The organism is Prosthecobacter sp., assembly GCF_044378005.1.
Classification (GTDB): domain Bacteria; phylum Verrucomicrobiota; class Verrucomicrobiia; order Verrucomicrobiales; family Verrucomicrobiaceae; genus Prosthecobacter.
In genome coordinates this window covers 78,682-102,981 of record NZ_JBILYB010000004.1, presented here as the reverse complement: position 1 = coordinate 102,981, position 24,300 = coordinate 78,682, and the positions used below count along the sequence as shown (strand labels likewise).

Here is a 24,300-nt window from a genome sequence, read left to right as displayed (position 1 = left end):
GGCCGATGCTGGCGGTCTCGTCGTAGAAGCAGTTCATGTGCTTCTTCAGCAAGGCATAGACTTCACGGGCTTTGGCGACGATTTCAGGGCGGTTCTTCAGCAGCGGGAAGACGCCGACTTTGATCGGGGCCACGCGCGGGTGGAAGCGGAGGACGGTGAGGACTTCCTTCTTGCCCTTTTCATCGACTTTCTCGGACTCTTCGAAGGCTTTGGCGATGACGGCCAGCGCCATGCGGTCGAGACCGGCGGAGGGCTCGATGACGTGGGGGACGTAGCTGCCTTTGAAGAGGCGCTCGAACCAGGCACGCACGGCAGCTTCGGGCAGAGGCTGGCCCTTGGTCTTCGCGGCTTCGGCGGCGAGACGCTTCTGGATGAGGGCTTCCTTCTGCTCGTCGGTGAGCTTGGCTGCGGCGTTTTTGAGTTCTTCGTCGAAGACTTCCTGGGTCTTGCCGCTGGCGTTTTGATGCGCGGAGAGGTCGAAGTCGCCACGGGCGGCGATGCCTTCCAGCTCTTCGGTTCCAAAGGGGAACTCGCAGAGGATGTCCACACAAGCACGGGCGTAGTGGGCGAGGTCCTCCGGCGTCTGCCAGTAGTACTCCAGCACGCCACCGAGGCCGATGCCTTCATAGAACTTCGTGCGCTGATCGACCCAGTAGCGGTGCCACAGCTCCCAGCCCCAGTTCGGCTGCGGTTCGCTCAAATCGGCGCCTTCATGCCACTTCGCGACTTCGCCGCTAATGATTTCGACGGCTTCGTCGGGCTTGATGAAGAACTCGAGCTCCATTTGCTCGAACTCGCGGCTGCGGAAGGTGAAGTTCTTTGGCGTGACCTCGTTGCGGAAGGCCTTGCCGATCTGGCCGATGCCGAAGGGCACCTTCACACGGCTGGAGTCGAAGACGTTTTTGAACTGCGCAAAGATGGCCTGGGCCGTTTCAGGGCGCAGGTAGGTGACATCGGCCTCGGTCGCGGTGGGGCCGAGGTAGGTCTTGAGCATGAGATTGAAAGGACGCGCCTCGCCGAGGATGCCGCCGGTTTCAGGATGGAAATCGACGCTGCCATTCACGGTGTCGATCTTCTCTTCGTTGAGCAGCTCGATCTCCTCGGGCTTGCCAGCGGATTCACCGGCGTTTTGAGCAATGAGAGCACGGATGCGTTTGCGGAAGCTTTCGATGTGCTCGCCGCTTTTCGTCAGTGCGGTGATGGTGCGATCCCAGCGCCAGCCGGTGGGGGACTGAGCGCCGCTGTATTTCAGCACGGTGCCGGACTGCGGATCGACGTGATCAGCACGCACGCGTTTGTTCGTCAGCGAGCACTCGCGCATGAGGTCGGCGAAGGTATCCACATGGCCGCTGGCCTTCCAGATGGCGGGATTCATGAGGATGCAGGCATCGAGGCCGAGCACGTCCTCACGCTCGCGGGTCATGGTATTCCACCAGGCGGTGCGCAGGTTGCGCTTCAGCTCGGCACCGAGCGGGCCGTAGTCCCAAATGCCGCCGCAGCCGCCGTAGATCTCGCTGCTTTGAAAGATAAAGCCGCGGCGCTTGCAGAGAGAAACGATCTTCTCCATTTGCGCGATGGGGTTCTTGGCGTCGGTGGACATGGTATGAATGACAAGGGGGTGGGTTTGTGCCGAAAGGCTGGAGTGCCCCCGGCGAGAGGGGCGCGAAGGGAGCCGCAGAGGGGCCTTTTCGCAAGGGAAAGGTAGTCGCACCAGCCGAGAGTGAAACGTTCGGCGGAAAAGAGGGCTTCTGTTGCACGCAGGCTTCTCTCAGCCCGCCCAATCTCTTTTCCAATCCAAGGAGCCCATCATGTCGTCTGCACTTCTTCGCTCACTGTCGTCCTGCCTTTTCCTCGCGGTGCTGGGTTCAGCCCATGCCAACACGCTGGACTTCGGGGATCTGCCGGACACGCCTTATCCGACCAAGCTGGCCGCTGATGGTGCCCGGCATATCGCGTCGCAGTCGCTTTACCTCGGCTCGCAGCCGCCGGATACGGAAGCAGATGGCTTGGCCAATCCGCTGGCGAATGGGGATGATGTGACAGGCGCGCCTGATGATGAAGATGCGATCCATCCGCCATCACTTTTCCCGGTGCCGGGCATGACGCTGGCCTTCCCGATCAAGGCCACGAACTCGACAGGTGGCCCGACGAAGATCTTTGGCTTCGCCGACTGGAATGCGGACGGCGACTTCGCGGATGCGAATGAAACCTCCAGCGTGGTGGTGCCATCGGGCGCGGCGGGGGCGGTTTTCTGGCTGCCCTGGAGCGTGCCCGCCACGGCGACGACGACTCAACCGGTGGCCGTGCGACTGCGCATCTCCTCAGACTCGGTGCTCGGGCCGACGGGCCTGGCACAGAATGGTGAGGTGGAAGATTTTTTCATCGCGGTGCATCCGCAGGGCTCCGTGCTGGACTACGGTGACTTGCCGGACTCAGCCGCAGGAACTGCAGCGGGTACCTTTGGCACGGGATCACCACCCGATTACAAAACACGCACGGCAGACGGCGGCCCCTCGCACGGCATCCGCCCTGGGCTCTTCTTTACCAATGACACAGGCAGTGCCGATGCGGATGTGGATGCGGAAAACGACGGCCAACCCACCGCGCAGGCCGATGGCGATGATCTGGGGAACAATGGTGATGAGAAGGGTCTCCTCACGTCGCTGACCAGCCAGACATTGATCCCCGATGGCATGGCCTCGAAGCTGGATCTGGGGCTGGCAACCAGTCTGCCAGTCACGAACACGACGGGCACCTCGGGCAAGGTCGTGGCCTTCATTGATGCGAACAGCGATGGTGATTTCAACGATCCCGGCGAGCAAGCTCCAGCGATCCCAGTGCCCGGCGATGGCTCGGTGTCTTCGGTCCTGCCGACGTTCTCCTTTGCTATCGGCGGCTTCGCTCCTGCGACGAATTTCTCCCGCACCGTTGCCCTGCGTTTCCGCATCACGACAGATACATCGGTTGGCTCGGAGGGTGCTGCCACCGATGGCGAGGTGCATGATGCATTGATCACCCTCAACTTTACTCTGCCGAACTACAGCACGGCGGACCTCGACTTTGGTGACCTGCCCGCAGGCTACAAGACGCTGCGTGCGGACAATGGTGCCCGCCATGTGACGACGCAGGCGTTGTATCTCGGCACGCAGGCTCCTGATGGTGAGCCGGATGGCCTGCCGTCTCCTGCCTCAACTGGCGATGACCTGAATACGAGCGACGATGAGAACGCGATCCGTCCGCCAACCCTCTATGCCGTTCCTGGCGCACCAATCAGCTTCCCGATCAAGGCGACGAATGTCACCGGCAGCATGGCGAAGCTCCACGGGTTCGTGGACTGGAACGCGGACGGCGACTTCGCCGATGCGGATGAAACCTCCAGCCTGAATGTGCCGAACGGCTCAGCCGCGGCGCTTTTCAATCTGCCCTGGAATGTGCCCGCCACCGCCAGCACGACCCTGCCCGTGGCAGTGCGTTTGCGGCTCTCCACCGCGACGAGTCTCGGGCCGGTGGGCCGTGCCGATGACGGCGAGGTGGAGGACTTCTTCATCGCGGTGCGCAGCTCCTGGATCGACTACGGAGATCTGCCTGACTCGGTCACCGGCACGGCGGCGGGCAGTTTCAGTGGTGGATCGACCCCGGATTACAAAACGCGCTTGGCTGACAACGGCCCCTCCCATGTCTTGCGCGAAGGCCTGAACTTCCGCAATAGCACGGCCAGCCCTGATCTCGATGTGGACGCGGAGAGCGATGGACTGCCCTCGGCCAATGCCGACGGTGACGACACGAGTGGTGACGATGATGAGATCGGGCTGAGCGTGACGGACTTCGATTCGTATTACTCTGCCACAGGCTGGGGCACCGGCTCTCCCTTGCGGGACATCGTGGTGGAGTTTGAAATGCCAGTGACGAACATCACCGGCACAACCGCGAAGGTTTATGCATTCGTTGATTGGGATCAGGACGGTGACTTCACCGACAGCTATGACAATCTCGCCAATGTAGGTTATGTGCAGTCGGTGGTCGGGGATGGCTCACAGACTACGGTGCGCTTTGCCGGAGCCGTGATTCTGGGCGGCAGCTACGGCAACTCAGCCGCCTTTACCAAGAGACTGGCCGTGCGTGTGCGCATCAGCACAGATACCACTCTCACAGCGGAAGGCGCCGCCACGAATGGCGAGGTGCATGATGAGATCATCACGCTCAATTTCACGTCGGATCCAGGTGGTGGTGTCGATTTCGACTTTGGTGACCTGCCAGCGCCCTATCCAACGAAGCATTCGGACAACGGTGCACGGCATGTGGCGGATCAGATGCTCTATCTGGGCAATCAGGTGGGCGATCTCGAAGCCGATGGCCTGCCTTCGGCCTTGGCCAATGGCGATGACGCAGATGCCATCGACGATGAAAATGCCCTGCCTGCGGCATCGCTTCGCCCAGTGCCTGGGCTGCCGATTTCCTTCCCGGTGCGGGCCACGAACGTCTCAGGCAGTGAGGCAAAGATTCACGGCTTTGTGGACTGGAACGCTGATGGCGACTTCGCCGATGCGGGCGAGACATCCGGCGTGCTTGTTCCCACAGGCTCGGCGAATGCGCTCTTCCGCCTGCTTTGGGATGTGCCCGTCACCGCCAGCACCACGGCACCCGTGGCTGTCCGCCTCCGCATCTCCACCGACACAGTCGTAGGACCCACCGGGCTGGCCACCGATGGCGAAGTGGAGGACTATTTCATTACCGTGTATCCCGAAGGCTCGGCGAAAGACTATGGCGACCTGCCTGACACCGCAGCTGGAACGGTGGCTGGCACCTTTAGCACAGGATCACCACCTGATTACAAAACGCGTGTGGCAGATGGCGGACCATCGCATGGGGTCACGCCGCATCTCTTCTTTGGCGGCGAAAGCGAACCTGTGGACATCGATGCCGAAGCCGATGGTCAGCCGGATGCCACGAGCACGGGCGACGACCTGGGTGCCGATGATGACGAGCAGGGCTTGCTCAGCGCATTGCTTTCACAGACCTTCATCCCAGACGGCATGGCCTCACAAATCGAGCTGGAATTGTTTACCAGTCTGGCCGTGGTCAATACGACGGGCTCCACAGCACGCGTGGTCGGCTATATTGATGCAAACAGCGACGGTGACTTCTCCGATCCGGGTGAAGAAGCTCCAGTGATTCTGGTACCAAACAGCGCCGTGACAGAGATCGCCGAACCAAGATTCACCTTCCGCATTGGCGGCTTTGCTCCGGCCACGAGCTTCTCGCGTACCTTCGCCCTGCGTTTCCGCATCACGACGGATGCCACCGTGGGCTCCGATGGCCCGGCGACTGATGGCGAGGTCTATGACGAGCTGATCACGTTGAGCTTTAACCTGCCCAACTACAGCACCGCCGATCTCGACTTCGGCGACCTGCCCGCTGGCTACAAAACGCTGCGAGCTGCGAATGGCGCACGGCATCACATCACCCAGCAGCTCTACCTCGGCACGACACCTGCAGACGGCGAGCCTGATGGCCTGCCCTCAGCTCCGGCCAATGGCGATGACACGGCTGCCAGCGACGATGAAAACGCCATCCGTCCCGCCAGTCTCATGGCCGTTCCGGGATCACCGCTCGCCTTCCCGATCAAGGCAAACAACGTGACCGGCAGTCCTGCTACGATCTTTGGTTTCGTGGACTGGAATGCTGATGGTGACTTCGCCGACGCGGACGAGACCTCCAGCATCGGCGTGCCAAATGGCTCGGCGGGAGCGACATTCAACTTGCCCTGGACTGTGCCTGCCACGGCAAGCACGACCGCGCCTGTGGCGGTGAGGCTGCGCCTTTCCACGGCCACAAGTTTGAGCCCCATCGGCATAGCACCTGATGGTGAGGTGGAGGACTTCTTCATCGCCGTGCGCAGCTCATGGCTGGACTATGGGGACCTGCCGGACAAGGACCCCGGCACGGCAGCGGGCAACTTCAGCGGCGGAGCGACGCCCGACTACAAGACGCGAGCCGCAGATGGCGGCCCATCGCATGTGATCCGTCAGGGCCTCTCCTTTGCCAATGACACAGGCACAGGCGACGCGGCAGTCGATGCGGAGAACGACGGCCTGCCAAACTCGACCGCAAGCGGCGACAACCTCGACGGAGACGACGACGAACTCGGTCTTTTGTGGGCCATGACTTCCCAGACCTTTATTCCCGATGGCATGCACTCGCGGCTCGAGCTTGGCTTGATGACCAGCCTCGCCGTTGAAAACACGACTGGTTCGGCCGCCCAAGTGGTCGGATTCATTGATGCCAACAGCGACGGTGACTTCTCCGATCCAGGTGAACAATCGGCGGTCATCCATGTTCCTGGAGATGGCTCGGTGTCCGCCGTGACGCCCGCTTTCACTTTCATGATCGGCGGCTTTGCTCCTGCAACGAGCTTCACACGCACGTTCGCCATGCGTTTCCGCATCACCACCGACACTGCCGTGGGTGCAGAGGGTGCCGCCACGGATGGTGAGGTGCATGACGGGCTGTTGAGTTTCGGCTTCAACGTCTCTTATGACTTCGCCGATCTCGACTTTGGCGATCTGCCTGCCGGATACAAAACGATGCGTGCTGACAATGGCGCACGTCATGTCATCACCCAGCAGCTTTTCCTCGGCATGACGGTGCCGGATGGTGAACCGGACGGCCTGCCTTCGGCACCTGCGAATGGCGATGACGCCGATGCTACCGATGATGAAGATGGCATGATGCCCTCCTCGATCCACGCAAACCCAGGTCTTCCAGTGAAGTTCCCCGTCCGCGTCAACAACGTCACAGGTGGTCCGGCCAAGCTTTATGGCTTCACGGATTGGAATGTGGATGGCGACTTCCTGGATGCGGATGAAACAGCCTCTCTCATGGTCCCGAACGGCACCGCAGGCATCGTTCTTCTCCCTTGGAATGTGCCCGCGACAGCGAGCCTCACACAGCCGGTGGCCGTGCGGCTGCGGCTCGCCACTGCCACGACTCTCGGTGCTGTCGGCCCAACCGGTGATGGTGAGGTGGAGGACTACTTCATCGTGGTGACAGACCCGCAATATGACTTCGGCGATCTGCCAGACAGCTTACCCGGCACCGTGCCCGGCGCGGTCACCAATCACACCACCGTGAGTCAGGCCGACTATCGCACGCGACTCGCGGACGACGGGCCACGTCACATCATTCGCCCTGACTTGGTCTTGTTTGATGATTCGAATCCATCCGGCATCCAGATCGATGCTGAGGCAGATGGCGGCACCGACAACATCTCGGGTCCGGCCAGCGAGTCGCCAGTCTATTGTTCGGTGACTCGTAGCACCGTGAGCAACCTCACCTCAGCCACCGCTGATCTAAGCATGGACATCATTGCCTCGATCGCTTTGAAGAATGAGACCGGCACTACCGCCACGCTGTATGGCTTTATGGATGCGAACAATGATGGTGACTTCACGGATGTGGGTGAGACCACGACACTCGCCATACCGAGCGCAGCCGGCTACAGCGCCGTGCTCCTCACTTTCTCGCCTGAGTTCGTGCTGACCAGACCCCACACATCCTTCTCCAAGACCGTGCCCATCCGCTTCCGCTTGAGCACCAGCACATCACTGGGGGCCGATGGACTGGCACCAGACGGCGAAGTGCAGGATGTATATATCTCCTTCACCTTCTCCTGCGACCAATGGTGGCCCAAAGATTCCGGCCAGCCGCTCGGCGACCTCTTGGATAAAGGCAGCAACAGCCGGATGGATGGCAGCAAGCACTTCGGTCAGGGCCAGCAGGCCACGGATGAAAAATGGACCATCGGCCAGACCGAGTTCACCGGGCCAAATCCACTGCTCAACACCAGCTTCCTCGACTCGCTCGGCTCCGGCCTTGTACAGTATTCACATCGAGCACGCTTCCAGGATGGTTCGTTGCACTCGCACATCGGTTTCCTGAAAGTGCGTGATCTCAGCGGCTACCGCAGCTTCATGAGCGGCAACCAACTCACGGGTGACACGGACACCCCCGAAGCCGACTCCGATGGCGATGGCGTGAGCAACTTCGATGAGTTCGCCTTCGGCACGCATCCAGGTCAGCCAAGTCAGCGATCATCCTTCAAACCAGAGGCAGCCAGCAATGGAGCAGGCGGAAGACATCTCGTGCTTCCTTATCTCCGCCGCATGGGTGGAACGATGAACGGCACCGCTTATGAAACGCCCGAGGTCATCTATCAGCCAGAGGCCACGCTCGACTTCTCCTCCTGGGACACCCCGATGGAGGTGCCGCTCACACTGCCACCCGGTCTGCCCACACCGCCCTCCGGTTATGAATGGGGAGCCATCCGACTGAATGTTCCTTCAAACCTTCCCCAGCGCGGATTCGTGCGGCTGATCACGGAGACGCCTTGATCCTCTCGTGGCAGGCGGCTATTCCCTCTGCCATGCGCGCCCTCATCCAACGTTCGAAGCAGGCCTCTGTCACCATCGCCGGAGAAATGACGGCGTGCATCACGCACGGGCTGGTGGTGCTGCTCGGCGTCGAGCACGATGATGTCGTGGATGACGCGGAGTGGCTGGCGGGGAAGATCGCCCAGATGCGCATCTTCAGTGATGCCGAGGGTAAGATGAATCTCAGCGTGAAGGACGTCGGCGGCAGCGCGCTGGTGGTGAGCCAGTTCACCCTTCATGCCAGCACGAAAAAAGGCAACCGCCCCGGCTTCACCCGCGCAGCGCGTCCCGAGCACGCAATCCCGCTCTACGAGCACTTTATCAAGTCACTGGTGCGTGAGCTGCCCGTGAAGAGCGGCTCCTTCGGTGCAGACATGCAGGTGGCGCTGATCAATGACGGCCCGGTGACGATCTGGATGGACTCGCGGGCGAAGGAGTGATCGCCACAGCACCCGCAAACATGGCCAGAGCGCGAGCGTACATGCCTCCGCCCATGCCGCCCCAGTTTCCAAGACTCTTCCTGCTTCTCACCCTCAGCACGGCGGCATGCCTGTGCTCCGCCGCCGACATGACGCCGGATCAGCGGGCCTTTTTCGAGTCGAAGATCCGTCCCGTGCTGGTGAAGCAATGTTACGAATGCCACGCGCAGGGCGCGAAGAAGCTCGGCGGCAAGCTGCTGCTCGATGCGCCGTCTGAAATGATCTCCGGTGGCGAGTCGGGACCGTCTGTAATTCCGGGCAAGCCAGATGAGAGCCTCATCGTACAGGCAGTGCGCTACGACGGCATCGAAATGCCGCCGAAGAAACGTCTGCCGGAGCATGTGGTGAATGACTTCGTTGAGTGGGTGAAAATGGGCGCGCCTGATCCTCGCGAAGATCTGCCGAAGACCGAGCAAAAGGCGAAGACTGTGCCACAGGAACCGCTGTGGTCTTTGAAGCCGGTTTCCAATCCCCAGCCACCCAAGGTGAAAAACACCGCTTGGCCACGCGACAGCCTCGATGCCTTCATTCTCGCGAAGCTGGAAGAAAAGAATCTCAAACCCGCCTCAGATGCCGATCTCACCATTTTGAAGCGCCGCCTCAGCTTCGATCTCATCGGTCTTCCACCGTCCGACGCGTCTGACATGTCAGACCTGTCCGACTACGTGGACTCACTCCTCAACAGCCCGCACTTCGGTGAAAAATGGGGCCGCCACTGGCTGGATGTAGCCCGCTACGCCGAATCCAACGGCAACGATGGTCTCAGCCGCAATCCGAGCTTCCCGCACGCTTGGCGCTACCGCGATTATGTGATCCGCGCCCTCAATGAAGACATCCCATACGACCGCTTCATCATCGAACAGCTCGCGGGCGACTTGCTGCCCGCTGATTCACCCGAGCAACGTGATCGCCAGCTCATCGCCACGGGTCTGCTCGCGCTCGGTGCGAAGCCAGCGAAGGCGATGAACGAGAACTTCGAGATGGATGTCGTGGCCGATCAAATCAACGTCATCGGCAGCGGCATTCTCGGACTCAGCGTCGGCTGTGCTCGTTGCCATGATCACAAAAGCGATCCGATTCCGACACGCGATTATTACGCGCTGGCCGGCATTTTCAGAAGCACTGAAACCCTATGGGGTGCCGCCGCGCATCAGGCGCTCACCGCACCACAGACACCACTTCACGAGCTGAAAGCCTCAGCACCAGTTACGACTCGCGCCGAAGTGGAGCCGATCATCAAAGCCAACCCTCCTCGCCGGCCATCAGCCAAACCCAGCTTCAAATACGCCGCCGATGCGCCTCTCGCCATGGGCGTGCGAGACGCGAAGAAGATCGAGGACTGCAAACTCAACATCAGCGGCGAGTCGAAGAAGCTCGGACCCGCCATTCCGCGTGGTTTCCTGAGTGCCTGCGGCGGTGGCGCATTGACCGATGCCAAACAAAGCGGTCGTCTGGAACTGGCGCAGTGGATCACGAGCCCGCAAAACCCGCTCACCGCTCGCGTGATGGTGAACCGCGTGTGGCTTCAGCTTTTCGGTGAAGGTCTCGTGCCCACGCCGGATGACTTCGGCGTATCTGGCGAGCGTCCCACACATCCCGAGCTGCTCGATCATCTCGCCACGCGCTTCATGCGTGATGGCTGGTCGCTCAAGAAGCTCATTCGCAGCATCTTGTTGTCGCGTACCTATCAGCTCGCCACTCAAAGCGGCGACGCTCCACTCTACTCACATCATCTGCGCCGCCGTCTCGATGCTGAAACGATTCGCGATGCCATGCTCGTCGCCAGCGGCGATCTGAATCCTCAGCCCGCCACGGGATCGCTCATCCAGCATCGCGACGTGCTGATCAACGAACTGCCGCCACTGCATCAGCCGAGCACGCAGCGCAGCGTGTATCTGCTCATGCTGCGCAATTCGATGCCTCCCGAGCTCACGCCCTTTAACCTGCCCGACGCCACCACCATCACGGGCAAACGCGACAGCTCCACACTCGCCACGCAGTCGCTCTACTTGTTAAACAACAGCTTTCTCGTCGAGCAATCACGCCGCTTTGCCGTGCGCATTCAGAAAGCCGCTCAAGATGAGGATCAGCGCATCCAGTTCGCCTATCGCCAGGCCTTCGGCCGGGACGCCAACGAACGCGAGATCCAGCGCGCCCGTGATTTCCTCCGCGAGGCCGGGCTCATGCTCGTCTCCACGAACAACGAGGCAAACAAGCACCTCAGCGACGCCTGGGCCGCTTTTTGTCAGGCGCTGCTCGCGAGCAACGAGCTGCGCTACATCGATTGAATCACGAATTCCACAGCTAGCCCGCCACCCTCGCGATTGCTTGCAGTCACCTTGCCACCGCAGGCGTCGATGCAGCGCTTCGTGATCGCAAGACCGAGGCCGCTGCCGCCAGTGTTTCTGCCACGCGCTGCTTCAGGACGGTAGAAGGGCTCAAAGAGACGCTCGAGCGAATCGGCAGGCACGCCGGGACCTTGATCGAGGACTTGGATGATAGCGCTGCCATCTTCCGTTTTGGCGTGGATCTCAATGTCTTTGGCGTAGCGCACGGCATTGCGCAGAACATTGCCCAAAGCTCGATCCAGAGCCGAGCGCAGTGTGTGGAGCTTCATGTCTTCGACTATAACTTGGATCTCACATTCCGGTGCTTCACGAGCAATGACTTGGTCGATGAGTTCGCGCAGATCGAAAGTCTCGGCGGTTTCGCGCTCCGGCAGCGTCGCCGCTTTGGAGAAGGCGAGCACCTCCTCCACGAGCCTGGCCATGTGCTGGAGTTCGTTGTCGAGCTTTTTGAGGTAGGTTGCCTGATCGGGTGTGCTGCGCTGCTCCACGACGCCGAGGGCCATCTGCATCCGTGCAATCGGCGAGCACAGTTCATGCGCGACATCCGCGGTGATGCGACGCTGCTGCGCAACGTAGTCGCCAAGCTGAGCGGCCATCGTGTTCACCGAAGTGGAAAGCTCACCGAGTTCGTCGCCACGCGTATCGGGCAAGCGCATGTCGAATTGGCCTGCGGCGATGCGTTTGGAGGCATCGTTTATGCGCCGTATCGCACGCGTGATCCCGCCGACGACTGGCAACCACAACAATGCTGAAATGCCCACGCCCATCAGCAGCACCACCACCCAGGGCCGCCAGTCGAACAGAAGGCCGCCCGCAGTCACATCGCTTGAGATGATGACCATGGTAAGCGGAAGCCACCGCGCCTCCTTCTCATCTTCAAAACTCAGGTCCATATGAATGCCAGCCCAGTATCGAGCCGGATCGCTGCTGCGAATGATGAAGCGCGGCTTCGGTGGTTGCATTTGTCCTGGCGGTGCGTCCCCGCGCCGCGACGGCCGCGGTCGTGGCTCCGCCTGACGTTTATCGATGAGTTTCCTCCGCACCTCGTCAGGCACCTCAACGGCACGGCCAAACACCTGCCGACCATCCGCGCCGAACAAAGTGAAGGCAGCTGATTTGTCTGCGCGATAGCCTTTGAAAATCGTCTGCCAATTGCCTTGTGGATGAGTGATGAACTCGTCGAAATGATCGATCACCGACGGCCATTCACTCTGCGGACGTGTGCGAAGCTGCTCGCCCAGATAGTTCGATAACAGCTCAAGCCGACTACCTGGCGGGCCATCCAACAACCAGTCGAGTCCAGGTTTGAAAATCACGCGTACATAGAATAGCCCGAGCAAGGCCAGCACCAGCAAGTTCACCAGGAACCAGAGAAGGATCTTGCTGTAGAGCGGGATTTTGAGGCGGTTCATCGTCCGGGAGTCACGAGTTGGTAGCCATAGCCGCGCACGGTTTTGATGAAGCGTGGCTCCTTCGGGTCATCGCCGAGTTTTTTGCGCAACGTGGAGATGTGCATGTCGATGGCGCGGTCAAAGACGTCCCACTCGCGGTCAGCGACCTCTTCGATGAGCTGCTCGCGGGTTTTGACTCGGCCGTGGGCTTTCGCCAGTGACAAAAGAAGGCCAAATTCGGCTGGCGTGAGCTGCACGGGCTGGTCACCGAGGACGACATCGTGCGTTTCGGGATTGATACGCAGCTCGCCGATGACGAGTTCTTTGACGGGGGCCTGTGGAGCGGTCTCCGCGATCCAACCGGTGCGCCGCAGGAGGGCGCGGAGGCGGGCGAGCAGTTCGCGAGAGGAAAAAGTCTTCGGAAGGTAGTCGTCGGCGCCGAGTTCGAGGCCGACGATGCGGTCCACCTCCTCGCCGCGGCCCGTGAGCATCATGACGGGCACCTTCGATTTTCCACGGATGCGGCGGAGGACCTCAAAGCCATCGCAGCCGGGCATCATGACATCGAGGATGATGGCGGCCCAAGACTCGGACGTGGCACGCTCGGCTCCATGCTCGCCATCATGCTCCATTTCGACCTCGAAACCCATGGGCTTGAGGTAGTCGGCCACGAGCTGGCAGAGCTCGGTGTCGTCGTCGATGATGAGGAGTCGCATGGTGGAGTGTGATGCAGACATTCTTGTCTGCAAGGCCACCTGGAAGCTCGTGCAGACAGGCATGTCTGCATCACCCTTTACACAATCCCGACAAATTTGCCTCTCGCGGGTGAAGAGGGCCTGACACGGGATTTGCAGGATGGGGCAACCATGAAACGCTCTCTTGCCCTCGCCTGCCTCCTGCCGCTCGCTTTGCATGCCCATACTTTGCCCTCTGGGGACAAGGAGGCGCTGCGGGCGCATATTTTGGAAGAGTTTATGCAGAAGTCGGCTCCGAAGAAGGTGAAGCCGGTGGAGGCGCCGATCCCGAAGACGCTGAAAAGGCCGGTGACGGTGACGGGGTTGTCGGGGTTTGATCTTTCGTCGTTTTTGACGAGCGGGTCTGCGTTGCCGCCGGCGGGGAACGGGCTGCTGATGGCGGCTTCGTTTGCGCCGTTCAAGCCGAAGGTGCGCTACAACTGGGATGGGACGACTTTTTTCCTGGAGTCGGACAACACGCCGGAGGGAATGCCGAATAAGATGTTTGGCATCACGACCTGGCAGCAGCAGGTGCCGATCCCGGCGGCGTATTTTGCGCACTCGACGAGCAATGAGAACAATGCGGGCTCGCTCGGCTATCAGCAGCCGAATGTGTGGCGCATCCCGCTGGTGCCGGTGCCTTCGGCGTCGCCCATCGTGATTTACAATCCGCCTGCTCCGCCGACGAACTTCCTGCGCGGGGCGGTGGCGCTGGCGTCGAATGGCATCGCGATCTTCAATCCGTCGAACAATGGCGGGAATGTGTCGTATGAGATCGGCGAACTGGACTACTATGGCGGTCACTGCGGTCTGGCGGACGATTATCATTACCACATCGCACCCACGCACTTGAACACGCGCTTCGGCGGGCCGTTGGGCGATGACAAGCCCATCGCTTGGGCGCTGGATGGCTATCCGATGTATGGATTCCTGGAGCCGGATGGCTCGCCACGGCAGGCGCTGGATGCGGAGGGTGGTCACGATCATGGCGGCGGCTGGGGGTATCACTACCACGCGATGGGCACGACGACGGTGGACGCGACGCATCCGTATGGCACGCCGCAGTCGCCTTACCTGATGAAGGCCTTCCACGGCACGGTGGTGAATTTTGGCAATCAAGTCGATGGTCAGCCAGCGGTCGGAAATCTGCGTGCGGATGGCACCGGCGGTTACAATGCGAAGGCGGTGGCCGGGGCTTACATCGTGGCGCAGATGAATCCCGCGCCGCTGGTGACGGATGGCAGCGGGCATCTCAGTCTCGTCGCGGGTGTGAATCTCACCGGATGTGCGACGACTTACGGCAGCACCACGGTGACGTGTGCGAGCACGACGGGACTCACGACAGGACTTGCGGTGGTGGGTTATGGCGTGAGCAATGGCGCACGAGTCACCTCGGTAACGAACGCGACGCAGTTCGTGCTGAGCATCCCGGCGATCGCGACGACGACGGGCAAAAACTTCACCGCCGTGTCGATGGCCACCGCATCGCCCGATGCGCATGTCATGCGGGTGAACATGGGCGGTGTGGACTATGACGAGTGCTGGACGATCAATCGCAAGGTGAACCCTCGCTCGATGACGATGACATGGCGTGCGCAGGCGCTGGTGGGTGGCGTGCTGAGCGGGCCAGTGCTGACGACAACGCAGACTTACACGCCCACAGCGGGCACGGCTCCGGCAAACCGCCTCACCTCTTACCCGATGGGCGCGTGGTCGGAGGTGAAGCTGCCGGACACGAGCCAGGTGGTGAGCACGACAACGACCTTCGGCGAGGACAGCGACTACACGACGACTCCATCCGCGAATCCGCAGAGCTTCACCGACAATGGCGACGGCACGATCACGGACAATGTGACCGGTTTGATGTGGCAGAAGGCCGACGCGGGCGAGATGACCTGGGAAAACTCGGTCAACAATGCCTCAGCTCAGACCACCGGCGGCTACAGCGACTGGCGTTTGCCGAATCCGCATGAGTTGATGAGCCTGTTTAACTACGAGACGGGCAATCCGGCGATGAACGCGACCTATTTCCCGCCTGCCTCGCCCTCGGCGGAGTATTGGTGGTCACGCGATGTCTTTGGCACCAGCACGACGAATGTGTGGTGCGTGAACTCCGGTGGTGGTGTGGGTCCGAAGCCGAAGGCGGAGACGGTGAGCGCGGGCGGCACGCTGCGTTACCACGCCCGCTATGTGCGGCTGGCGCAGAACAACATGACGCACAACTACGTGAACAATCTCGACTGCACGATCACGGACACGGACACCTCGCTCATGTGGACGCAGATGCCGAGCACGGCGATGACCTGGGAGGCCGCGCTCGCCTGGGCGGAAGGGCTCACGCTCGGCGGCTACAACGACTGGCGCATGCCGAACATCAAAGAGCTGCAAACGCTGACGGATTACTCGCTCGCTACCACCAGCGGCGGCACGGCGACCAATTTGAAGCCTGCGATCAATCGCACGATGTTCGCGAAGACGATGTCGGGATGCTCGGTGACCTCCGGCAGCCCCGTGGTGGCGACTTCGGACACCACGGACCTCGTCATTGGCATGACGGTGATCGATCCTTTCAGCATCGCAGGCACTTACATCAATCACACCACCACGCCGACAATCACGGCGATCAATCCGGGTGTGAGTTTTACCCTGAGCAGCAATGCGCTTTCCACCGGCACCGGCTTGATCTTCCGCGCCCTGCCTCGTGCGACGGCCTACTGGTCTTCCACGTCGAACAAAGGCACGCAAACCGAAGCGTGGCTGCTGGAGCTGGGCGTGAACAACAGCGTGCCTGCCGCCGAAGGTCCGCCGCGTGGCTCGCAGGGCATCATCAGCTATCAGGCGAAGACAGCTAGCTTCCCGGTCCTTGCCGTGCGCACCGCCACGCTCACGACGCAGATCGCCGTGGCACAGGGCGCGACCTCGCTCATCGACGGCCTCAGCACCGTGGCCTATGGCAATGTGAATGTCGGCAGCACGCTTTCGAAGACTTTCACCATTACGAACACCGGCAGCACGCCGCTCGACATCACGGGTGTGACCATCGATGGCACGAACAGCGCCAACTTCTCTGTCACCACCTCTCCGACGACTCCTGTGGCGGCAAACAACGGCACCTCGACCTTCACGGTGCAGTTCAATGCGTCCACGTTTGGGACGAAAACAGCCGTTTTGCACATCGCGAGCAGTGACGCGGGCAATCCATCGTTCGACATCAATCTCTCCGGCATCGGTTTCGTGCCTCCGCCGACCGTTTCGAACATCACGATCAATCCGATGTCGCCGAGCAGCACCGATCCGGCCGTGGTGACGGCCCAGGTGGCGGCTGGAAGCGGCGGTGGCATCAGCGGGGTTACTTTGACCTATGATCTCGGGGCGCAGGTGACCGGGAATGTGTTCCGCGAGACCTTCTCGATGTCGTCGTCGAACAACTGGAACGGCTCAGGTGGTCTCAATACCTGGACGACGAACGGAGCTGGAGCCACGCGTCAGGCAAACCTGCAATCGAACCGCACCTCGCCCGTGGTGCTGACGAACTGCACGACGACGAGTGCGAGCACGAGCGTGGTGTGCAGCAGCACGGCGAACCTTTGGCCGAACATGATCATCACCGGCCCCGGCATGGCGGCAGGCGCGGTGATCAGCTCGATCACGAATGGCACGACCTTTGTCATCAGCGCGGCGGCCACGGCTTCGAGCACGACGGCCACTTTGACGGCGAATGGCATCACGTTGACGAACTGCACGACCACGGCGGCGAGCACGTCGGTGACTTGCGATAGCACGACGGGCCTCGTGGCGGGCATGGGACTCACGGGGACCGGTTTGGCGAACAACGCGACCATCAGCTCGATCACGAACGCGACGACGTTTGTGATGAGCGCGGCTCCGACCACGCCGGGCACGGCTTTGACGCTGACGGGCAATGGCAACGCGCTGGAGTTCCAGGCGGCCTCGGCGAGCCTCACGACGGCCATGGCGACCTCGCCGGTGATCAATGCGGCGGGCACTTCGGGCTACGTGGATTTCTATGTGCAGACGCGTGACCTGAACAGTCTCTCGCCGAACAACCAGTGGGCCTTCCAGGTGTCGCCAGACAATGGCACGACATGGAACACACGCTTCACGGAGGACTGGACGGGCAGCACGGTGACTCTGACGAACGTGGTGACGAATGCAGCTGGCAGCGGCACCGGCAGCACGACGGTGACTTGCGCCAGCACGGCGGGACTCACCACGGGACGCGCGGTATCCGCCGCGCCGGTGTATGTGACGGGTGGCACGACGAGCGGGAGCGCCACGGTGACCTGCACAAACACCACAGGGCTCGCGGTGGGCATGTTTGTGACCAGCACGGGCACCACCATCCCGGCGAATACCCGCATCACAGCCATCAATCCGAATGTGGACTTCACGATGAGTGCGAACGCAGCCGCCACGAGCGCCACGGCGGCCATCGCGGGCAATTATTTCCCTGCGAACGCCTCGGTGAGCAGCATCACCAATGGCACGACCTTCGTGCTAAATGCCGCCGCGTATGTGAACACGAGCGCCGCGCCGATCACGGCCTTTGCGACGACGATCAATCACAACTTCAACACCAAGGCCGATGGCACCGCGCAGCCTTACCGCTACACGCTTGATGCCAGCGAGCGCACGGCAAACATGCGGATGCGCTTCCAGTATGCAGGCGGCACGGTGACACAGCCGACGCGTGCGCCGCGTGTGAGCATTGATGACATCGTGGTGAACACGACGAGCGGTGCTCCGCCTACCGTGATCGCCATGACGGATCTCGGCGGTGGTCTTTGGAGTGCCACGATCCCCGCGCAGGCCAATGGCAGCACCGTGAACTTCACCATCGCGGCCACGGGCACTGGTGGTGCAGGCACGACGACCTCTTCAACGACGAGCTACACGGTCGCTCCGGCTCCGACGATCACCACAGCATCGCCGTTGCCGAATGGCAGCACGACGGGGGCTTATTCGCAGACTTTCGCCGCCACGGGCGGAAGCGGCACGGGCTATGTTTGGAGCCTTTTTAGCGGTTCTTTGCCGAATGGCATCACGCTGAGCAGTGGCGGTGTTTTGAGCGGCACGCCGACTCAGGCCGGAAACTTCAATTTTACCATCGAAGTGACGGATTCGGCCAATCGCAGCGCCACGAAGGCTTTTGCTCTCACCATCACCACCGTCACGGCTCCGAATGTGGTCGTCATCATCACGGATGACCAGGGCTGGGGCGATGTGGGCTATCACACGCCTGCCGGCCAGGTGCCGATCCAGACGCCCAACATGGACAGCTTTGGCACGACGCGTCCGGGTTCCATCCGCTTGGAGCGCTTCTACGCGACGACGGTGTGCTCGGTGACACGCTCGACCATGCTCACCGGCCGCAATCCGATTCGCCATGCCACGAACAACACCCGCGGCACCGATTTGAGCGAGCATCTGATGCCGCAGACCTTCAAGGCGGCGGGCTACCAGACCTTCATGTGCGGCAAGTGGCACATGGGCGGCAGTGACAAGAACCTGCATCACACGCTCGTGAATGGTGTGAACACCCGCATCATCCAGGAGGGCCTGCAATACGCGCCGTTCAATCGCGGCTTTGATTCGCACTACGGCCAGTATTCTGGCGCGATCGACTACTACACGCACAACAGCGCCGAGGCCGACTCGCTCGATATTCCCGACTGGTGGCTCAATGGCGTGCAGCAGGACGGACCGAGCGAGCATACCGATTCGCAGGGCACCGGCGGCTGGTCGCCCAATTTGCTCGCGGACAAGGCCATCGCGCACATTCAGAACCGCAATCCGAGCCAGCCCTTCTACCTGCATCTGGCCTTCAACTCGATCCACGGCCCCGTTTCGGCTCCAGCGAACTTGATCACGAAGTATCAAAACCTCGGCGTCACGAACACCAGCCGTCGCCTCATCTCCGCGGCCGTCGATGGCATGGATCAGGCGATGGGCCGCGTGCTCAATGCACTGGATGCTGCTGGCGTCACGAACAACACCGTCATTCTGTGGTTTGGTGACAATGGCGGCGATGAGACGAAGGGCTCGCTCAATGATCCGCTGCGTGGTGACAAGGGCGACAGCTACGACGGCGGCCTGCGTGAGGTGGCGGGCATCTCTTATCCCGGCGTGCTGCCCAGCGGTATCATCAGTCATCAATACATGTGGGTGGGCGATGTGTTCCCCACTCTTTGCGCCGCAGTTGGCGTGACGCCGCAGAACACCAAGCCCTTCGACGGCTTGAACGTGTGGCCGAACCTGCTCGCTGCCACCAACAGCACCACGACGACGCTCCGCCCAGGCAATGCCACGCTCGTCACGGATGCGGCGGCCCCCATCGCGATCAACAAGTTCACCGATCCGGTGAATGGCGGCACGAAGGACTTCAAACTGCGCCGTGGCCGCGTGGCCAACGTGCTCACGCCGGAGCTTTTCAACCTCACCGATGATCCGCAGGAAACCACCGACCTCATCGCGAATCCCGCGTATGCCAGCATCGTCACCAGTTTGACCAACAGCGTCACCGCCATCAGCGCGGAGAACTTCAAGCCCTACATCGGCCCGCCGCTCATCACGAACGCGGCGGCTCAAGGCAGCACCATCGAGCTCTATGCGCCCTTCACGAGTTATCCGAACGGCACCATCACCGTGCAGTGGAGGAAAAATGGCTCCAATCTGTCCAACGGCGGCAATGTGAGCGGCGCGACGACCTTCACGCAAGTCACCGACAACGCGAGCGCCATCGTGCGCGGAGCCTACACGACGAAGCTCACGCTCACCAATTTGCAGCCCTCCGATGCGGCGACGTATGATGTGGTCATCACCAACACCGCCGGGAACACCACCAGCGACAGCGGCGTGCTCACCGTGACCATGCCAGCGCCTGCCTTGACGCTGCCCGCCTTCACCAAAGGCACCAGCATCACACTGAACTGGACCGCCGTGCCCGGCGCGACCGGCTACACGATCCAGCGCAGCACCACGAGTGACTTCGCCAGCGTCACCTCGCAGACGACGAGCAGCACCAGCGTGACCTTCAGCGGCCTCACCAGCGGCACGACGTATTATTATCGCGGCACCGCCACCGATGGCACGGCCACGAGCGCCTTTGGCAACACCGCTTCGTCCACGCAGGACGCCAGCACGCCCGTGATCACGATCACCGCGCCCGCCAACAACACGACCACAACTGCGAACAGCATCGTGGTCAATGGCACAGCCACAGACACCGTTTCGCCACTCACCGGCCTGATGGTCAACGGTGTGGCCGCCACGACCTCCGATGGCTATGCCACCTGGACCGCCACCGTGCCGCTCACACCGGGCGCGAACACGCTCACGGCCACCTCGACCGACAGCGCCGATCAAGGCGGCAACACCGGCTCCGCGAGCATCAACGTGACCTACAACGCGAACGGCCCCGCCATCGTCAGCGTCGGCACCGGCCCCACGGCACCGACTTACCTCGATCCGACGACGGTTTTGGCGCAAATCACGCCGCAGCCCGGCACCACGCTCACCAGCGTGCAGCTTCAATACGACACCGGCACGCCTGTGAGCACCGCGATCTGGAAGGAAAGCTTCAACAACACCTCGTCGAACAATTGGAACGGCACCGGAGCACTCAACGCGTGGACCACCATCGGCGCGGGCAATGTGCGTCAGGCCGTGAGCACCTCGAATCGCACCGCCATCAGCCTCACGAGCGTGGCGACGACGAGCGGCAGCACCACCGTGACCTGTGCGAGCACCGCCGCGCTGTGGCCTGGAATGCTCATCACTGGTCCAAACATCGCCGGCAGCATCAATGGCACGCAAACGGGCAATACCACCGTCGCCTCCATCACGAACGCGACCACGTTTGTCCTTTCGCAGGCCGCCACCGGCACGGGCGCAGGACTCACGCTCACAGCTTGCGGCGTCACCTTGACGAATGCGACCACCACCGCCGCGAGCACGGCGGTGACCTGCGACAGCACCGCCGGTCTCGTGAACGGCATGTCGCTCACCGGCACCGGTTTGGCGAACAACGCCACCGTGGCCTCCGTGACAAGCGCGACGACCTTCACCATGAATGCCGCGCCCACCACGGCGGGCACCGCGCTCACTTTGAGCGCCACCACGGCCGCTGCGGAGTTCAATGGCGGCACGGCGGACCCGCTGGCCTCCATGTTCACCACGACGAATGCCATCAACACCACAGGTGCGAGCGGCTTCATCGAGTTCTATGTGCAAACACGCGATCTCTTTGCCACGAACAACTGCGGCTGGACGCTGCAAGTCTCCTCCGACAACGGCGCGACCTGGAACACGCGTCTGAGCGAGGATTGGAACGCTGAAACGGTGTCGCTGAGCAATGTCGTGCTGAATGCCGCGGGCGCCGTCGCAGGCAGCACCACGGCGACTTGTGCGAGCACCGCCGGACTCACCACGGGCCGCAGCGTGCTCGCCGCGCCGGTGAATGCGACCATCGGCATCACGACTGGCAGTTCCACCGCCACCTGCACGAACACCACAGGCCTCGTCGAAGGCATGTTCATCACCGCCACCGGCATCCCGAACAACACCCGCATCGGCACCATCACGCCGAACACCTCCTTCACGCTCGTCACCGGCACCACCGCCACGCTTGTGAACGCCACAGCGACCAATGCCGCCGCAAACGCCGCCGCGAACTACTTCCCGGCCGCGACGATCAGCTCCATCACCAATGCCACCACGTTTGTGATCAACACACCAGCTTATGTCAACACCAGCGCCGCGCCGCTCGCCACCGCCTTTGCCACGACGGTGAACCACGGCTTCCAGCTCTTCCATTACGACCTCGCAGGCGCTGAACTCGGCACGCAGACAAAGATCCGCTTCCAGGCCACCGGCTATGCCGCCACGGCTCCCACACGCACGCCGCGCATCAGCATCGACGACATCGTCATTGCCACCACCGCTCCGCCTCCCACCATCACGCTCGCCATGTTTGACGACGGCCTGCACGGCGATGGCGCCGCCAATGACGGCGTATGGGGCGCGGTCATTCCGGCGCAAAACGGCGGCACCACGATCAATTTCAAAGTCGTGGCCACCGACAACACGAACGCCAGCGCCACCAGCCCCGGCAGCGGCAACTACATCTACACCGTCAACAACCTGCTCACCGATGCCACCATCCTCGGCGCGGAGTTCCTCACCTTGCCGAAAACCGACGGCGTGACCGTGAACCTCATCGCCTCGGCCAATCAGCAGGTCTTTGTCGAATACGGCACCGCTCCCGGTCAATACACGCTCGCCACCACGCCCACGACGTTCAACATCGACAACGCCAAGCCCGAGTTCAAAAACCCCATCCGCATCCCGATCACCGGCTTGCAGCCTGACACCGAGTATTACTACCGCGTGCGGCATCGCAATGTCGGTGCGCCCTTCTACAATGCTCGCGGCGAGCGCAGCTTCCACACCGCACGCCCACGCGGCACGACGTTCAGCTTCACCGTCACTGCGGACCCGCATATCGACGTGAACACCGACATGCAGCTCTTCTGGCGTGCCATGCAGAACATCAGCCTCGATGCGCCCGACCTCCACATGGACGTCGGCGACATCTTCATGACCGACAAGCTCGCCGATGGCCTGCTCGGCGTGCCACCGAAGTGGGGCGGCGGCGTCACGATCAATCAGACGAGCATCAACAACCGCGCCATCATCTTCCGCAATGCCTTTGAGCGTGCCTGCCACAGCATCCCGTTCTTCTTCGGCCTCGGCAATCACGAGGCGGAATACGGCTACCTCTTCAACGCCGCCGCCGACAAGCAGAACAACATTCCCGCCTGGGATTTGAAGGCCCGCAAAGCCTTCTACCCCGCACCCACGCCCGATGGCTTCTACGCCGGCAATCCCACCCCGAAGGACTACACCGGCGGCACGCTCGGTCTGTTGGAAGACTACTACGCCTTCGAGTGGGGCGAGGCCTTGTTCATCATGCTCGATCCCTTCTGGAACACGAACACGAACCCCAACTCCTCCAACGACGCGTGGAACTGGAGCCTCGGAAAAGCGCAGTATGACTGGCTGCGCGACACGCTGAAGAACAGCAGCGCGAGATACAAGTTCGTCTTCATGCACCACATCGTCGGCGGCAGCACGCAGACGGCCACCGGCACCCCCCAATACGCCGCACGTGGCGGCATCGAAGTGAGCGACAAATACGAGTGGGGCGGCAAAAACGCCGATGGCAGCCCCGGCTTCGCCACGCAGCGCCCCGGCTGGGACATGCCCATCCATGATTTGCTCGTGATGAACAAGGTGAACGTCGTCTTCCACGGCCACGACCATCTTTACGGCTATCAAACCAAGGACGGCGTCGTCTATCTCGAATGCCCGCAGCCCGGCACGCCGAACTACACCAGCCTCGGCAGCGCCGCCGACGGTCAATACGTCAATCTCGGGGCCAACAGCACCAGCTACCTCCTGCCCAACAGCGGCCACATCCGCGTCACCGTCGGCCCCGATCAAGCCGTGGCCGACTACGTCCGCAGCTACCGCACCGCCACCGACCCCATGCCGCCCGATGCCACCAGCGTCTTCAACGACGAAACGCCCACCCGCATCAACCGCAGCATCTCCCACAGCTTCGTCCTCGCGCCGAAGGTCAGTCCGCCCATCGAAGTCGCCAACGTCGCCCCCGGCCAAGTCGGCCTCCGCTGGAACGCCATCCCCAACAAACCGTATCAAATCCAATGGAGTACCGATCTCACCAACTGGACAACGATTGACACGCTGACCTTCACGAACACCAACACAAACGCGACTTACACCGACAACCTGCCTGCGCGGGTGAATGGGCAAAGGGCGTTTTATCGGGTTGTGTGGAATCCGTGAGTGGCAAGGATTGTTGTCTGGCAGACAAC

At 61.7% G+C, this 24,300-nt stretch carries 7 protein-coding genes; 4 read left to right on the top strand and 3 right to left on the bottom strand.

All coding sequences use genetic code 11. The annotated features are described in order from the left end of the window. Window positions 1-1,600, bottom strand: a 1,600-nt coding sequence (locus tag AC6FTP_RS01800) for a glycine--tRNA ligase (RefSeq protein WP_497205188.1), incomplete at its 3' end; no start/stop codon positions are given. 208 nt (window positions 1,601-1,808) lie between these two features. On the opposite strand from AC6FTP_RS01800, the gene AC6FTP_RS01795 reads away from it, so the two are divergent. Genes AC6FTP_RS01795 through AC6FTP_RS01785 form a run of 3 tightly spaced genes read left to right on the top strand, consistent with a single transcriptional unit; the run spans window position 1,809 to window position 11,196 of the window. Continuing rightward, window positions 1,809-8,390, top strand: coding sequence for a GEVED domain-containing protein (locus tag AC6FTP_RS01795; RefSeq protein WP_497205187.1), 6,582 nt, complete (start codon window positions 1,809-1,811; stop codon window positions 8,388-8,390). A gap of 32 nt (window positions 8,391-8,422) precedes the next feature. Then, on the top strand, window positions 8,423-8,869 hold the full coding sequence (gene dtd, locus AC6FTP_RS01790; protein ID WP_497205186.1) for a D-aminoacyl-tRNA deacylase: 447 nt from the start codon (window positions 8,423-8,425) through the stop codon (window positions 8,867-8,869). A gap of 53 nt (window positions 8,870-8,922) precedes the next feature. Further along, complete coding sequence (locus AC6FTP_RS01785; RefSeq protein WP_497205185.1) at window positions 8,923-11,196, top strand: PSD1 and planctomycete cytochrome C domain-containing protein; 2,274 nt, start codon at window positions 8,923-8,925, stop codon at window positions 11,194-11,196. Here AC6FTP_RS01785 and AC6FTP_RS01780 read toward each other — a convergent pair. Both AC6FTP_RS01780 and AC6FTP_RS01775 read right to left on the bottom strand, forming a co-directional pair. Further along, the gene (locus tag AC6FTP_RS01780; RefSeq protein ID WP_497205184.1) at window positions 11,184-12,668 is read right to left on the bottom strand and encodes a sensor histidine kinase; all 1,485 of its coding nucleotides are present in this window, start codon (window positions 12,666-12,668) and stop codon (window positions 11,184-11,186) included. The genes AC6FTP_RS01785 and AC6FTP_RS01780 overlap by 13 nt on opposite strands. After that, a complete protein-coding gene (locus tag AC6FTP_RS01775) occupies window positions 12,665-13,363 on the bottom strand; it encodes a response regulator transcription factor (RefSeq protein WP_497205183.1) in 699 nt (232 codons plus the stop codon). Before AC6FTP_RS01775 ends, AC6FTP_RS01780 begins: the two co-directional genes overlap by 4 nt. A 150-nt stretch (window positions 13,364-13,513) precedes the next feature. Between AC6FTP_RS01775 and AC6FTP_RS01770 the strand changes: the two genes are divergently transcribed. Beyond that, the gene (locus tag AC6FTP_RS01770; RefSeq protein ID WP_497205182.1) at window positions 13,514-24,271 is read left to right on the top strand and encodes a sulfatase-like hydrolase/transferase; all 10,758 of its coding nucleotides are present in this window, start codon (window positions 13,514-13,516) and stop codon (window positions 24,269-24,271) included. Window positions 24,272-24,300 lie beyond the last annotated feature (29 nt).